General features: G+C 72.1%; 12 protein-coding genes. 9 read left to right on the top strand and 3 right to left on the bottom strand.

Going from position 1 to position 14413, the window contains the following annotated elements:
• Positions 1-39 precede the first annotated feature (39 nt).
• From ACWCYY_RS33380 to ACWCYY_RS33395, 4 genes are all read left to right on the top strand, one after another.
• Entirely contained in the window at positions 40-942 is a 903-nt protein-coding gene (locus tag ACWCYY_RS33380; RefSeq protein WP_449798149.1) for a LysR family transcriptional regulator, read from the top strand.
• A 251-nt stretch (positions 943-1193) separates the two neighbouring features.
• Positions 1194-3809, top strand: a complete 2616-nt coding sequence (gene clpB, locus ACWCYY_RS33385) for an ATP-dependent chaperone ClpB (protein WP_449798150.1) — start codon at positions 1194-1196, stop codon at positions 3807-3809.
• A gap of 161 nt (positions 3810-3970) precedes the next feature.
• A complete protein-coding gene (locus ACWCYY_RS33390) occupies positions 3971-4519 on the top strand; it encodes a YbjN domain-containing protein (RefSeq protein WP_449798151.1) in 549 nt (182 codons plus the stop codon).
• Positions 4520-4647: 128 nt separating this feature from the next.
• Positions 4648-5811, top strand: coding sequence for a pyridoxal phosphate-dependent aminotransferase (locus ACWCYY_RS33395; RefSeq protein WP_449798152.1), 1164 nt, complete (start codon positions 4648-4650; stop codon positions 5809-5811).
• Between the two features lie 74 nt (positions 5812-5885).
• Here ACWCYY_RS33395 and ACWCYY_RS33400 read toward each other — a convergent pair whose 3' ends face one another.
• Both ACWCYY_RS33400 and ACWCYY_RS33405 read right to left on the bottom strand, forming a co-directional pair.
• Entirely contained in the window at positions 5886-6278 is a 393-nt protein-coding gene (locus ACWCYY_RS33400) for a hypothetical protein (protein WP_449798153.1), read from the bottom strand.
• A 204-nt stretch (positions 6279-6482) separates the two neighbouring features.
• A complete protein-coding gene (locus ACWCYY_RS33405; RefSeq protein WP_449798154.1) occupies positions 6483-7763 on the bottom strand; it encodes a DNA sulfur modification protein DndB in 1281 nt (426 codons plus the stop codon).
• A gap of 446 nt (positions 7764-8209) precedes the next feature.
• Between ACWCYY_RS33405 and ACWCYY_RS33410 the strand changes: the two genes are divergently transcribed.
• From ACWCYY_RS33410 to pyrE, 4 genes are all read left to right on the top strand, one after another.
• The gene (locus ACWCYY_RS33410; protein WP_345289965.1) at positions 8210-8788 is read left to right on the top strand and encodes a DUF2617 family protein; all 579 of its coding nucleotides are present in this window, start codon (positions 8210-8212) and stop codon (positions 8786-8788) included.
• Between the two features lie 79 nt (positions 8789-8867).
• On the top strand, positions 8868-10499 hold the full coding sequence (locus ACWCYY_RS33415; protein WP_449798155.1) for a spermine/spermidine synthase domain-containing protein: 1632 nt from the start codon (positions 8868-8870) through the stop codon (positions 10497-10499).
• A 237-nt stretch (positions 10500-10736) separates the two neighbouring features.
• Positions 10737-11624, top strand: coding sequence for an SRPBCC domain-containing protein (locus ACWCYY_RS33420; protein ID WP_449798156.1), 888 nt, complete (start codon positions 10737-10739; stop codon positions 11622-11624).
• 37 nt (positions 11625-11661) lie between these two features.
• Entirely contained in the window at positions 11662-12198 is a 537-nt protein-coding gene (pyrE, locus tag ACWCYY_RS33425) for an orotate phosphoribosyltransferase (protein WP_345289968.1), read from the top strand.
• A gap of 77 nt (positions 12199-12275) precedes the next feature.
• Here the strand turns inward: pyrE and ACWCYY_RS33430 are convergent, their stop codons facing one another.
• Positions 12276-12995: a DedA family protein gene (locus tag ACWCYY_RS33430; protein WP_345289969.1), complete on the bottom strand. Its 720-nt coding sequence runs from the start codon at positions 12993-12995 to the stop codon at positions 12276-12278.
• A 321-nt stretch (positions 12996-13316) separates the two neighbouring features.
• Here ACWCYY_RS33430 and fbaA point away from each other — a divergent pair, with 321 nt between their 5' ends.
• A complete protein-coding gene (gene fbaA, locus ACWCYY_RS33435; protein ID WP_345289970.1) occupies positions 13317-14339 on the top strand; it encodes a class II fructose-bisphosphate aldolase in 1023 nt (340 codons plus the stop codon).
• Positions 14340-14413 lie beyond the last annotated feature (74 nt).

A 14413-nucleotide genomic window follows, 5' to 3' on the forward strand; every position in this document is an offset into this window, starting at 1 on the left:
GGTAGCGCGGCCGGATGGATGGCGGCATAGCCTGGCCCTATGGCCCTCTCCCCGCACGTCCCCGAACTCGGCGCCCTGGAACTGCTGCTCGCGGTGGCGAGACTCGGCAGCGTCGGACGGGCCGCTGCCGAACTGGGGGTCAGTCAGCCCGCCGCCAGCGCCCGGATCAAGGGCATGGAGCAGCAGATCGGGGTCCCGCTGCTGGACCGCTCCCCGCGCGGCTCCCGGCCCACCGAGGCCGGCCGGCTGGTGGTCGAGTGGGCCCGCAACGTGGTCGAGGCCGCCGAGGCCCTGGACGCCGGGATCGACGCCCTGCGCGGCCGCCGCGACTCCCGGCTCACCGTGGTCGCCAGCCTCACCGTCGCCGAGTACCTGATGCCCGGCTGGCTGCTCGCCCTGCACCAGGCCAGCCCCGACACCGCCGTCACCCTGCGCACCGCCAACTCCGCCGACGTCGCCGCCCACGTCCTCGGCGGCGACGCCGACCTCGGCTTCGTCGAGGGCCCGACCACCCCGCCCGGCCTGCACGGCGCGGTGGTCGCCGCCGACCGGCTGGTGGTCGTGGTCGCCCCCGGCCACCCCTGGGCCCGCCGCCGCAGCCCGCTCACCGGCACCGAACTGGCCGCCACCCCGCTGGTCCTGCGCGAGCCCGGATCGGGCACCCGGGAGGTCCTGGAGCAGGCGCTCGCCCCGTACGGCGGCACCGCCGCGCCGCGGCTGGAGCTGGCCTCCTCGACCGCGCTCAAGGCCGCCGCGATGACCGGCGCCGGGCCGGTCTGCCTGAGCGAACTCGCCGTCACCGAGGAGCTCGCCACCGGCCGCCTGGTCGCCGTCCCGGTCGAGGGCGTCGACCTCCACCGGCCCCTCCGCGCCGTCTGGCCCGCCGGCCACCGCCCGGCCGGCCCGGCCCGCGAGCTGCTCGGCCTCACCCGCAAGAGGTAGTGGCTACGCGTTGGGGGCGCGAGGAACTGCGCGAGTACGGAAGGCGGACCAGCGTGAGATCGGGGCAGGCCAGCCAGTTGCACGTGGTGCCGTTCCCCCGCGCGCCCCGCGGCGGAGCCGCCGATCAGCAGGGCCTCGCGCCCCCGGGTCGCTGCCCTCCGGACGCCGGCCGTTTGCTGGACCCATAAAGGTTGAGCGCGCTAGACTCAACTTGTCGTACACCACCCGAGTCAAAGAGGAGCACGCCAGTAGTGGACGCCAGCAAGTTCACCAGCAAGACCCAGGACGCCCTGTCCGCCGCGATCCGACAGGCCAGCGCCGCAGGTAACCCGGACGTCAAGCCGGTGCACATCCTGCTGGCGCTGCTGGAGCAGCCGGAGGGCGTCGCCCGCCCCCTGCTCGAAGCGGTCGGCGCGGACGTCACCGCCGTCACCGCCGCCGCCAAGCGGCAGGCCACCGCCCTCCCCAGTGCCCAGGGCTCCACCGTCTCCGCCCCGCAGCTGGCCCGCGACACCCTCGCGGTGCTGACCGAGGCCGGCAAGCGGGCCGAGGACCTGGACGACCAGTACCTCTCCACCGAGCACCTGTTGGTCGGCCTGGCCGCCGAGGGCGGCCGGGTGGCCGAGCTGCTCAAGGACCACGGCGCCACTCCGAAGGCGCTGCTGGCCGCGTTCAAGGACGTCCGCGGCTCGGCCCGGGTCACCTCCGCCGACCCGGAGGGCACGTACAAGGCGCTGGAGAAGTACGGCACCGACCTGACCCAGGCGGCCCGCGACGGCAAGCTGGACCCGGTGATCGGCCGGGACCAGGAGATCCGCCGGGTGATCCAGGTGCTCTCCCGCCGGACCAAGAACAACCCGGTGCTGATCGGCGACCCGGGCGTCGGCAAGACCGCCGTGGTCGAGGGCCTGGCCCAGCGGATCGTCGCGGGCGACGTGCCCGAGTCGCTGCGCGGCAAGCGGCTGGTCTCGCTCGACCTGGGCGCGATGGTGGCCGGGGCCAAGTACCGCGGCGAGTTCGAGGAGCGGCTGAAGGCCGTCCTGAACGACATCAAGGCCAGCGACGGACAGGTCGTCACCTTCATCGACGAGCTGCACACCATGGTCGGCGCGGGCGCCGGCGGCGACTCCGCGATGGACGCGGGGAACATGCTCAAGCCGATGCTGGCCCGCGGCGAGCTGCGGATGGTCGGCGCGACCACGCTGGACGAGTACCGCGAGCGGATCGAGAAGGACCCGGCGCTGGAGCGCCGCTTCCAGCAGGTGCTGGTCGGCGAGCCGAGCGTCGAGGACACCATCGCCATCCTGCGCGGCCTGAAGGGCCGTTACGAGGCGCACCACAAGGTGCAGATCGCGGACGCCGCCCTGGTGGCCGCCGCCACCCTCTCCAACCGGTACATCACCGCCCGCTTCCTGCCGGACAAGGCCATCGACCTGGTGGACGAGGCCGCCTCCCGGCTCCGGATGGAGATCGACTCCTCCCCCGTCGAGATCGACCAGCTCCAGCGCTCGGTCGACCGGCTGCGGATGGAGGAGCTGGCACTGGAGAAGGAGTCCGACCCGGCCTCGGTGGACCGGCTGGAGCGGCTGCGCCGCGACCTGGCCGACAAGCAGGAGCAGTTGAGCGCGCTCAACGCCCGGTGGGAGCAGGAGAAGAAGTCCCTCAACCGGGTCGGCGAGCTCAAGGAGCGCCTGGACGACCTGCACGGAGCGCTCGAACGCGCCCAGCGGGACGGCGACTTCGAGCGCGCCTCCAAGCTGATGTACGCCGAGGTGCCGGCCGCCGAGCGCGAGCTGGCCGAGGCCCAGCAGCACGCCAAGGACGAGGACGCCTCCGACTCGATGGTCAAGGAGGAGGTCGGCCCGGACGACGTGGCCGACGTGGTGGCCTCCTGGACGGGCATCCCGGCCGGCCGGCTGCTGGAGGGCGAGAGCGCCAAACTCCTGCGCATGGAGGAGGAGTTGGGCCGCCGCCTGATCGGCCAGAGCGAGGCCGTGGGCGCCGTCTCGGACGCCGTGCGGCGCACCCGCTCCGGCATCGCCGACCCGGACCGGCCGACCGGCTCCTTCCTCTTCCTCGGCCCCACCGGCGTCGGCAAGACCGAACTCGCCAAGGCCCTGGCCGACTTCCTCTTCGACGACGAGCGGGCCATGGTCCGGATCGACATGAGCGAGTACGGCGAGAAGCACTCGGTCTCCCGGCTGGTCGGCGCCCCGCCCGGGTACGTCGGCTACGAGGAGGGCGGCCAGCTCACCGAGGCGGTCCGCCGCCGCCCGTACAGCGTGGTGCTGCTGGACGAGGTGGAGAAGGCCCACCCCGAGGTCTTCGACGTGCTGCTCCAGGTGCTCGACGACGGCCGGCTGACGGACGGTCAGGGCCGGACGGTGGACTTCCGCAACGCCATCCTGATCCTCACCTCCAACCTGGGCAGCCAGTACCTGGTCGACCCGGCCACCCCGGAGGACCGGAAGAAGCAGCTGGTGCTGGACACCGTCCGCTCCGCCTTCAAGCCCGAGTTCCTCAACCGGCTCGACGACATCGTGGTCTTCGACCCGCTGGGCACCGCGGAGCTCAGCCGGATCGTCGACCTCCAGGTCGCCGCGCTCGGCGCCCGGCTGCGCGACCGCCGGCTCACCCTGGAGGTCACCCCGGCCGCCCGCGACTGGCTGGCGCTCACCGGCTACGACCCGGCCTACGGGGCCCGGCCGCTGCGCCGCCTGGTGCAGTCCGCGATCGGCGACCAGCTGGCCCGCGCCATCCTCTCCGGCCAGGTGCACGACGGGGACACCGTGGTGGTCGAGCAGGACGAGGCCGGCGACCGCCTGACGGTCCGCGCGCAGGCCCCCGGCACGGGCCTGCGGAAGTGATCCGGGGCGCCGCCGGAGCACGTTCGCCCAGGGAGTAGTGGAGTTCGCGGCCCGGGCCCGGTAGGCCCTGTGTCCCGGGCCGCGAATGAGGCAGGATGGGTCCCGGAAGGGCGGCCCCTCACAGTTCGCCACCTCCTCGTGCACTGAGAAAAGGACCCCCGATGAGCATCGACCCGTCGTCCATTCCCTCCTTCGGCGCCCCGCAGGGCGGCGGCCAGCCGGCCCCCCAGGGCCCGCCGCCGGTCGTCGTGCCGGACCAGGCCCTGGTCGGCCAGCTGCTGGACCAGATGCAGCTCAAGCACGTGGTCGACGAGGAGGGTGACCTCACCGCTCCCTGGGAGGGTTTCCGGGTCTACTACATGTTCCGCGGCGAGCAGAAGGAGCTCTTCGCGGTCCGTGCCTTCTACGACCGCGCCTACCCGCTCGAGGACAAGGGCGAGATCCTCGACCTCATCGACGAGTGGAACCGCGAGACCCTCTGGCCCAAGGTCTACACCCACACCCACGAGGACGGCGTGGTCCGCCTGATCGGCGAGTCCCAGATGATCGTCGGCACCGGCGTCAACCTGGAGTACTTCGTCACCACCACCGCCAACTGGACCCAGGCCGCGGTCGGCTTCGAGCAGTGGATCGTCGAGCGCCTCGGCCTCCAGAAGGAGATCGAGGAGGGCGAGGGCGGCGACGCCGCCGCCCCGTCGGACGAGAGCTGACCAGTGCTCCGGAAGGCCCGTCTCCCCCGGGAGGCGGGCCTTCCCCGTACCCGCAGGGCGTCCCCTTGCCCCGCCCCTCCCCCGCCGCGAGGATGGCCCCGATTTCCACGAACCGTGAGGAGCACCTGATGGGTACGAGGCCGCTGCTGAACCGCAGTCTGGCGGGCATGGGGACGACGATCTTCGCGGAGATGTCCGCCCTCGCCGTCACCACCGGTTCGATCAACCTCGGGCAGGGCTTCCCGGACACCGACGGCCCGGCCGAGATCGCCCGGGCCGCGGCCGACGCCGTGCTGACCGGGAAGGGCAACCAGTACCCGCCCGGCCCCGGGATCCCCGAGCTCCGCCACGCGATCGCCGAGCACCAGCAGCGGCTCTACGGCCTGTCCTACGACCCCGACCGCGAGGTGCTGGTCACGGCCGGCGCGACCGAGGCGATCGCCGCCTCGCTGCTCGCCCTGCTGGAGCCGGGCGACGAGGTGATCGCGATGGAGCCGTTCTACGACTCCTACGCCGCCTGCATCGCGATGGCCGGCGCCACCCGGGTGCCGCTCACCCTCCGCGCCCCGGACTTCCGCCCGGACCTGGACGGGCTCCGCGCCAAGGTCACCCCGCGCACCCGGCTGCTGCTGATCAACACCCCGCACAACCCGACCGGCACCGTCCTGACCGCCGACGAGCTCCGCGCGATCGCCGAACTGGCCGTCGAGCACGACCTGTTGGTGGTCACCGACGAGGTCTACGAGCACCTGGTGTACGGCCCCGCCGCCCACCACCCGATCGCCGCCCTGCCCGGCATGCGCGAGCGCACCGTCTCGATCTCCTCGGCCGGCAAGACCTTCTCCTTCACCGGCTGGAAGGTCGGCTGGGTGACCGGCTCCCCCGCGCTGGTGGCCGCCGTCCGCACCGCCAAGCAGTACCTCACCTTCGTCAGCGCGGGCCCGTTCCAGTACGCCGTGGCCGACGCGCTCCGCCTGCCCGACGCCTACTTCGACGGCTTCCGGACCGACCTGCTGCGCAAGCGCGACCTGCTCGCCGACGGCCTGGCGGCGGCCGGCTTCGAGGTCTACCGCCCGCAGGGCACCTACTTCATCACCACCGACATCACCCCGCTCGGCGAGACCGACGGCCTGGAGTTCTGCCGCAAGCTGCCCGAGCGCTGCGGCCTGGTGGCGATCCCGAACGCGGTGTTCTACGACGACCCCGAGGCCGGCCGCAGCCAGGTCCGCTGGGCCTTCTGCAAGAAGGACGAGGTCCTGGAGGAGGCCGTCACCCGTCTGCGCAGGCTCTGACGGACGTGCATCGGGGTGGCGGTGGCGTCACCCGTCTCGGACAACACCACCGCCACCCCGGCCCATCGGCGGGATCAGATCCCCCGACCGTGATCCATCAGCCGGAAGACCTCCTTGAAGGCCGCGTCCAGCCGCGGCTGGAGCCGCTCCCACTCCCGCTCCCGCTTACGGGCCTCCTCGTCGCTCTCGTGAGCTCCGGGAGTCGAGAGCCTGACCAGCAAGGAGAACCGCTCCTCCAGCACCTCGAAGGCCTTCTGGAGCCTGCCTGCGGGGAGGCGCTTGACCGCAGCCCGCAGCTCCGCCCCGCTCTCCCTTCCGCATTCCAGGGCCCGGGCCGTCACCGGCAGGCCGACGTCCTCCATGCCGGTCGCGCACACCTGCGCCTGCTTGGCGACCGTTCGGTACTCGTCCGTCGAGGTCCGGTGCTTCCCCCACAGACCGAGCCGATAGGTCAGTACCGCAACCACCAAGGCTGCTGCCGTCAGCGCAACCCCAATGACGACCCACACCACTGCCGCTCCCCCACCTAAAGGCGTCGCACGGGTGATCACCGACCTTGAGATCAGGACCCGACGCCGAGTAGTCGAACAGTAGCGCAACTGCGGGGCATGATCCAACCGAAACGTGGCATCAAGGGCCGAAACTAGAACTGCGGGGCCAAAGTGCGGGAGCTAGTGGTCACTGCCGCCGTCATCCCCTCCTCGAGGCCGGCCGTGCCGGATCCAGCGGTACCGCTCGGAGGACGGATCCTCCAACGCCGAGGCAGTCCTCGATCCGGAGTCCTTCACTCCGCCGGCCAACGAGAAGGTCCCCCGCGCGGTCTCCTTGCCAACGATCCCATCCCAATACTGCGCCTCGCGCGCCCAGTTGACGTCGGAGATCAGATCGACGAGTGACGGGACCGTCTCGCGAGGCCCCGCGCTCCACGGCATGGCCCGGTGCATCACCGCCCCGAGTGCGGCGAACACGGCCGGTGCCGCGATCACCGTCCTGAGACGGTCACCGAATGCAGGCCCAAAGCGAGCGAAGAGCTCCGTCAGTGCCTCGGCGATGCACGCCTCCGCTACTTCCACATCGCAACCCTCCGGCAGATCGGCGATCGCTCCGCTGGTCTTTTCGAAGCCCGATCTGCCGAAGATGGCCGTGATGACGAAGGACCTCATCGTGGAGAGGGTCATCCACTCGGGGTCCACCGCCTTCAGTTGCCGCTGGCGCTTCGAGACGAGTTCTTCGAGGAACACCACCCGATCCGTCCCTGGAAGCGTCACCCTCACCTTCTCCAGCAGCGAGAGGGTAATATTGGTGGCGATGTTGACCGAGTCGGAGGTCAGGGCCACATTCTTGTTCGGGATGACCCCCAGGAGATTGCGGTCGTGGAATATCTGACGCGCGGCAACCAGGCTCAGGTTGTGATAGATCTCCACCCCGACCAGCCGGGCGTTCACCTGCTCGCTCGTGACCTCGTAGTCATCGGGGTCTTGGACCAGGAGCCAGTGGGCTAGGTGCTGGGTCTCCGCGTCCACCAGGACCCCGGAGGTGCCGAAGGGCAGGTAGACGACCTTGTCCACGCCGAACGGGGTACTCAGCCTGACTGTGCGGAGTGGCTTTTCGATCCAGAGCGCGAAAGGCGGCGTGGCCCACCGCTCATCCCTTTTGCCGCGGATCACCGCCGCGATGTACCGGGCATAATCCTTGGCATTCTCCCACTTCTTCGTGGTCTTGATGTCCCGCTGGACTTCGTTCCGTATGGCGACCTGACGTTGTTCGCCAGGCGGAAGGTACTTGAATCCCCTGGGATCCTCGGCTCGACGAGGATCGGGGACGATCCGAGCCAGTTGCCCCCATGGCATGACGGTCAAAAGTCGCGTCGGACTCAGTTCGAGGGCACGAAAGGCGTCACCGCTCCCCTGGTCGATTTCCGTGGCAAACTCAGGGCTTCCCTGTCCGTCCACGCACTCCCCCTTGTCCTGGTCGAAGCCCGCACCGTGCGGGGTGTCACCGCCTCCGGGCGGCCCCCCAGGGTAACAATCTGCGGGGCGCCAACCGAAACTGCGGGGACATCCTCCAGTCGGCACGGCGGGACCAGTCCACGCCCGGCGCACGAGGGTGGTGAACGGCGCGCGCTCCGGTGAAGGGGGCGCGCGCCGTTCAGAGTCGTGCACCGGGTTGATCACACCAGGGTAGAGGGTGTAGCCAGAACGGTGAATGCCGGGCAAAGCTGGGTAAATCCCTGACGGACCCGGAGAATTCGTGCTTCTCTGCTGCTGAATCTCCAGCCGGAATCCTTCCTTCCACGGTCGGCCGCGCCACGGACCGCACAGCTTCGAACAGTCCCGACGCCAACGCCGGGCCGGAGGCTGACGGCGGGCGCGCACGGAGCTGAAACGCGGAGCCCAGCATGCTCACCACACTGCAGACCTCCTACACGGACACCCGAGCCGGTGACCTGGCCTGGTGCCTGGGCGGCAGTCCGCTGCCCGCGCTCGCCGTGCGGGACCTGAGACTCGACCGCATCGGCAGCACGCCGCCCGGTCGGCTCGCCGGCGGGACGCTGCAACTCAGGCTGCTCGGGGCCTCCCACCAGGTGATCCTGGCGGCCGGCCCCGGTGAGTGCCTGGAGACGGTGGCCTGCCTGCCGGGCCGTCAGACCCCGCTGCCCGCCCGGGTGGCCAAACAGGTCGGCGGCTGGGAGTACGAGTTCGCGGCCCGGATCGAGGAGCTCTCCCCGCACGTCTTCGCGGCCCGGGCGCAGGAGCTGCTCGCCCTGGTCGAGGGCCACCCGTACGCGCTGGCCGGGGTCTTCCCCGGGGACCCGAGCGCCTTCACCGCCCTGGTCGCGCACGGCGACGAGCAGCGGGTGCTCTGGCGGACCTGGCACGCCTACCCGCAGGAGGGCCGGCTGGTCTGCACCCGGTCCTCGTTGACGGTCTTCGCAAACGCGTCCGAGCCGGACCGTCCGACAGGTAGCCCATGGTGATGAAACGTCAATTCTCTGCACCGTCAAGTCCGTCGAATGGGTGCAGCGGTCGGCCGCTCGCCTCGCCTAGCGTTTGTTCGTGATCAACCATCCACCGGGCCCACCCCTCAGTCCGCTCCCCGCACCCGACGACCCGGCCGGTCTGGCCGTGATCGGGGCGAGCGCGGTCCGGGCCCGGGACGCCGCCCGCCCGGTGCCGCTGCGCGGCCGGGCCCGGGCGGCCCGGCTGCTGGTGCTGCTCGCGGCCTTCGTCTGCGCCGCCTGCGGCCTGGTGTACGAACTGGAGCTGGTCGCCCTCGGCGGCCAGCTCCTCGGCGACACCACCACCCAGACCTCGGTTGTGCTCTCCGTGATGGTCTTCGCGATGGGCGTCGGCTCGCTGCTCGCCAAACGGCTCACCCGCCGACCCGCCGCCTCCTTCGCCCTGGTCGAGTGCGCACTGGCCCTCACCGGCGGCACCTCCGTGCTCCTCCTCTACTGGGCCTGGGCCCGACTGGACCACCACGGGGCGACGCTCGCCGGGGTGGTCGTCGCCACCTTCCTGATCGGCGTGCTGATCGGCGCCGAGATCCCGCTGCTGATGACCCTGATCCAGCGCATCCGCCGGGAGGACGCCGGCCGCGCCGCCGCCGACCTGTTCGCCGCCGACTACGTCGGCGCGCTGGTCGGCGGGCTGGCCTTCCCCTTCGTCCTGCTCCCCCAGCTCGGCCAGAGCACCGGCGCCCTGCTCACCGGTGCGGTCAACGCCGTCGCCGGGGCCGCCGTGGTGCTCCGGCTGTTCCGTGACGAGGTGTCACCCCGCACCCGGGTCCTGCTCTGGGCCGGCTGCGGCCTGGTGCTGCTCGCCCTCGCCGTCGCCGCCGCCTGCACCGACGCCATCGAACGCGCCGCCCGCCAGGCCATCTACGGCGCCCAGGTCCGCCTCGCCCTGCACGGCCGGCTCCAGGAGATCGTCCTCACCGGCGACGCCGACCCCACCGCCCCCGCCACCGCCCGCGTCCCGCCCCAGCGCGGACCGTTGGAGCTCTACCTCGACGGACGGCTCGCCGTCTGCGGCCCCGACGAGTACCGGGAGCACGAGGCCCTCGCCCACCCCGCCCTCGGCGGCGGCCCCGCCGGGCGGGTCCTGCTGCTCGGCGGCGGCGACGGCCTCGCCCTGCGCGAGGTGCTGCGGCACCCGGCGGTCCGCTCCGTGGTGCTGGTCGAACCCGACCCCGTCCTGGCCGACCTGGCCCGGCGCGACCCGGCCCTCGCCGCCCTCGGCGAGCACTCGCTGGCCGACCCCCGGGTCCGGCTGGTGACGGGCGAGCCGCTGCGCTGGCTGCGCGGGGCCGACGGGTCGTACGACGTGGTGCTCAGCGAGCTGCGCGGGCGGCCGTACGACACCCAGGAGTTCTACGGGCTGGCCGCGCGGCTGCTGGCCCCCGGCGGGCGGATCGCCGTCCGGGCCGAGGAGCTCTGGCCGGCCGAGGCCACCCTCCGGGCGGCCGGGCTGCGGACCGCCCCCTACCCCGCGGCCGACGGCCCCCGCCACTGCCCGCGCGGCCCCGGCACCCCCGCCACCTTCGTCCTCGCCGCCCGCACCCCGCCCGCCCTCACCCTCACCGCCCCCACCCGCTCCCTCACCCCCGACCGCCTCCGCACCTCCGCCGCCGCCCTCGCCACCACCCGCCCCGACCCCCTCCCCGCCCCGCGCACCCTCCTCGGCTGATCCGCGGAGCGGCCCGCAGGGGCGCGGGGAACTGCGCGAGTTCGGAAGGCGGACCAGTGTGAGGTCGGGGCAGCCGAGCCAGTTGCACGTGCTGCCGTTCCCCCGCGCGCCCCGCGGCGGAGCCGCAAGTCAGCAGAGCCTCGCGCCCCTGCGGGGCGCTGCCTCGTTGCCGTGGCGGTGAAGGCACCCCGCGCAGCCTCTGCTCGACCGCCACCCCGGGTGGGTAGGCTCGACGGCATGGAGCATGAGGTTGTCGTCCAGCTGCCCGCCGCCACCGTCCAGGAGGCCCTGCGGGACCAGGAGCTGGTGTCCCGCTGCGTCCCCGGGCTGACCACCGACGAGGAGCCGGGCGGCGCCGCCCGGCTGCGTCTGCGGATCGGCGGCTCGACCATCACCTACCGCGGCGAGCTCTCGCTGATCGAGGGCCGCGAGGGCGTGCTGACGGTCCTGGCGGAGGGTCAGGAGGCGCGCGGCACCGGCGAGGTGACCGCCACCGTCCGCCTCTCGGTGCAGCCCGCGGCCGAGGACGACGAGAAGTCCTGCACCCTCCGCTTCACCGGTGACCTGTCCGCCACCGGCCGCCTCACCGAGTTCGACGCCGCCACCCTGGGCACCACCGGCCGCCGTCTGCTGGACCGCTTCGCGGCCGAGCTCGCGGCCGAGCTGAGCGGGGCCGAGCCTCCGGAGGCCACCGTGGTCTACCTGGAGGACCACGCGGCCGGCTTCGGCGCCGACCTGGACGACGACCTCTCCGACCTGATCGCCTTCACCGAGGACGACCTCCCCGCGGAAGCCGTCCTCCCCGAACCCACCGCCGCCGAGCCGGAGCGGCAGGCCGAGCCGGAGCCCGCGTTCGACTACCTGGCCGACCCGGCCGCCGCCTCCGGCCCGGTCCGCCGCAGCATCGTCGGCCGTTCGGCCGAGGAGGTGGACCACGCCCCGCCGCGCGGCCGCTACGCCCCGGCCCTGCCGGCCCGCAGCGCGCGGGCCCGGGCGGCCAGCCGCTGGGGCGGCCCGGAGGTGGTCGCCGCGAGCGACCGGAACCCGCTGCCCTGGGTGATCGGCGGCGGCGCGGTGCTGCTCGGCGGCGCGGTGGTCCTGGTCCGCGCCCTGCGCAGGCGCTGACCGGAGTCCGCGTACCGCGCCCGTAGACTGACTGTCCATGAGCAACGACCGCGACGCCCTGCTGGCGCAGATCAAGGACAAGGCCGTCGTGCACGGCAAGGTCACCCTCTCCTCCGGCAAGGAGGCCGACTACTACGTCGACCTCCGCCGGATCACCCTGGACGCCGAGGCCGCCCCGCTGGTCGGCTCGGTCATGCTGGACGCCTCCGCGCACCTGGAGTACGACGCGGTCGGCGGCCTGACCCTGGGCGCCGACCCGGTGGCCGCCGCGATGCTGCACGCCGCCGCCGCCCGCGGCCGGAAGCTGGACGCCTTCGTGGTCCGCAAGGCGGGCAAGGCGCACGGCCTGCAGCGCCGGATCGAGGGCCCGGACGTGAAGGGCCGCCGGGTGCTGGCGGTCGAGGACACCTCCACCACCGGCGGCTCGGTGCTGACCGCCGTCGAGGCGCTCCGCGAGGCGGGCGCCGAGGTGGTCGGCGTCGCGGTGATCGTCGAGCGCGGCGCGGCCCCGGCCATCGCCGAGGCGGGCCTGGAGTACGTCACCGCCTACGACCTGGACGACCTGGGTCTCTGACGGACGACCACATGACGGTGGCCCGCCGCTCCACGTGTTTCACGTGAAACGGCGGGCCACTCGCGCGTGACGGGGGATCAGCCCTTGCGGTGCCGGCCGTTGCCGGTCGCCTCGGCCGGGGCCTGCTCGGCGGTGGCAACGCCCGCCTTCTTCTTCTTGCGCTCGCGCCAGACCTCGATGAAGACCGGGGAGAGCGAGACCAGGATGATCAGCAGCATCGCCGGGATCAGGTACTTGTCGATCACGGGCGCCAGCTGGTCACCGGTGAAGTAGCCGATCAGCAGCATGGACTCGGTCCACAGCAGGCCGCCGATCACGTTCCAGACGAAGAAGGTCTTGGCCGGCATCTCCAGCACGCCCGCGACCGGGTTGAGGAAGGTCCGCACGATCGGGATGAAGCGGGCCAGCACCACGGCCTTGGCCGGGCCGAACTTGTCGAAGTACTCCTCGGCCTTCACCACGAACTCGCGGCGGAAGATCTTCGAGTCCGGCTTGTCGAACATCTTGGGCCCGACCTTGACCCCGAACAGGTGCCCCAGCTGGGCCCCGGCGATGGCACAGAGCGGGGCACCGATCAGCAGGGCCGCGATCGACATCTGCGCCCCCTCCCCGAGCACCTTCTCGGCGGCGCTGGAGGCGGCCACGCCGGCCAGGATGAGCAGCGAGTCGCCCGGGAAGAAGAACCCGACCAGCAGGCCGGTCTCGGCGAAGATGATCGCCAGGATGCCGATCACACCGACCGATGCGACGAGCGATTTGGCGTCGAGCAGATTGACGGCGAGCTGGTTGTAGTCCACGGGCGCAGGATAGCGCCCCGCCCTTACGGGGGGCTGAAGGTCCCTCCCGCCCCGGGGACCTCCGACCCCTCTCCCGACACCGTCCGTCCCAACCAGCGGGCCCATGGGTGTCTCCGGGGGTCGAGTCTGGGAAGATGGCACAGGTGTCCGGCCCGCGGTCGCACCCACCCTCAGTGCACACCGCGACGGACTCCGTCGAACCGGGGTACCGGAGCCGCACCGCAGAGCCGCGACGGCAGCCGGCACCGCGCGTCGTACCGAAGGCGTACCGAGCGTCGGACAGGTCGTCCGTACGCCGAGCACCGACAGGAGCGAATTCGCATGCCCATCGCAACTCCCGAGGTCTACAACGAGATGCTCGACCGGGCCAAGGCGGGCAAGTTCGCCTACCCGGCCATCAACGTCACCTCGTCGCAGACGCTGCACGCCGCCCTGCGCGGCTTCGCCGAGGCCGAGAGCGACGGCATCATCCAGATCTCGACCGGTGGCGCGGAGTTCCTCGGCGGCCAGCACAACAAGGACATGGTCACCGGCGCGGTCGCGCTGGCCGAGTTCGCCCACATCGTGGCGGCCAAGTACGACATCACCGTCGCGCTGCACACCGACCACTGCCCCAAGGACAAGCTGGACGCCTACGTCCGCCCGCTGATCGCGGTCTCCGCCGAGCGCGTGGCCCAGGGCCGCAACCCGCTCTTCCAGTCGCACATGTGGGACGGCTCGGCCGAGACCCTGGCCGACAACCTGGCCATCGGCCAGGAGCTGCTGGCCCAGGCCGCCGCCGCGAAGATCATCCTCGAGGTCGAGATCACCCCGACCGGCGGCGAGGAGGACGGCGTCACCCACGAGATCAACGACGAGCTCTACACCACGGTGAACGACGCCGTCCGCACCGCCGAGGCGCTCGGCCTGGGCGAGAAGGGCCGCTACCTGCTGGCCGCCTCGTTCGGCAACGTGCACGGCGTCTACAAGCCGGGCAACGTGGTGCTGAAGCCGGAGCTCCTGCGCGACCTGCAGGACGAGATCGGCAAGCAGTACGGCAAGCAGGACCCGTTCGACTTCGTCTTCCACGGCGGCTCCGGCTCCACCGCCGAGGAGATCGCCACCGCGCTGGAGAACGGCGTCGTGAAGATGAACCTCGACACCGACACCCAGTACGCCTTCACCCGCCCGGTGGTGGCGCACATGTTCAGCAACTACGACGGTGTGCTGAAGGTCGACGGCGAGGTCGGCAAGAAGAACACCTACGACCCGCGCACCTGGGGCAAGCTGGCCGAGGCCGGCATGGCCGCCCGCGTGCTCGAGGCCGCGCAGCAGCTGCGCTCGGCCGGCAAGCGCATCAAGTAAGGCGCACCGGAACGACGGAGCCCCGGCCCTCCACGGGCCGGGGCTCCTGCGCGTCCTACGACCACCGCGTCGGC

Source organism: Kitasatospora sp. NPDC001664 (assembly GCF_053596675.1).

Bases quoted from the DNA above. Each gene is read 5' to 3' on its own strand.
- pyrE (WP_345289968.1), top strand. From the start codon at position 11,662: ATGAGCAACGACCGCGACGCCCTGCTGGCGCAGATCAAGGACAAGGCC.
- ACWCYY_RS33395 (WP_449798152.1), top strand. From the start codon at position 4,648: ATGGGTACGAGGCCGCTGCTGAACCGCAGTCTGGCGGGCATGGGGACG.
- fbaA (WP_345289970.1), top strand. From the start codon at position 13,317: ATGCCCATCGCAACTCCCGAGGTCTACAACGAGATGCTCGACCGGGCC.
- ACWCYY_RS33410 (WP_345289965.1), top strand. From the start codon at position 8,210: ATGCTCACCACACTGCAGACCTCCTACACGGACACCCGAGCCGGTGAC.
- ACWCYY_RS33390 (WP_449798151.1), top strand. From the start codon at position 3,971: ATGAGCATCGACCCGTCGTCCATTCCCTCCTTCGGCGCCCCGCAGGGC.
- ACWCYY_RS33380 (WP_449798149.1), top strand. From the start codon at position 40: ATGGCCCTCTCCCCGCACGTCCCCGAACTCGGCGCCCTGGAACTGCTG.
- ACWCYY_RS33420 (WP_449798156.1), top strand. From the start codon at position 10,737: ATGGAGCATGAGGTTGTCGTCCAGCTGCCCGCCGCCACCGTCCAGGAG.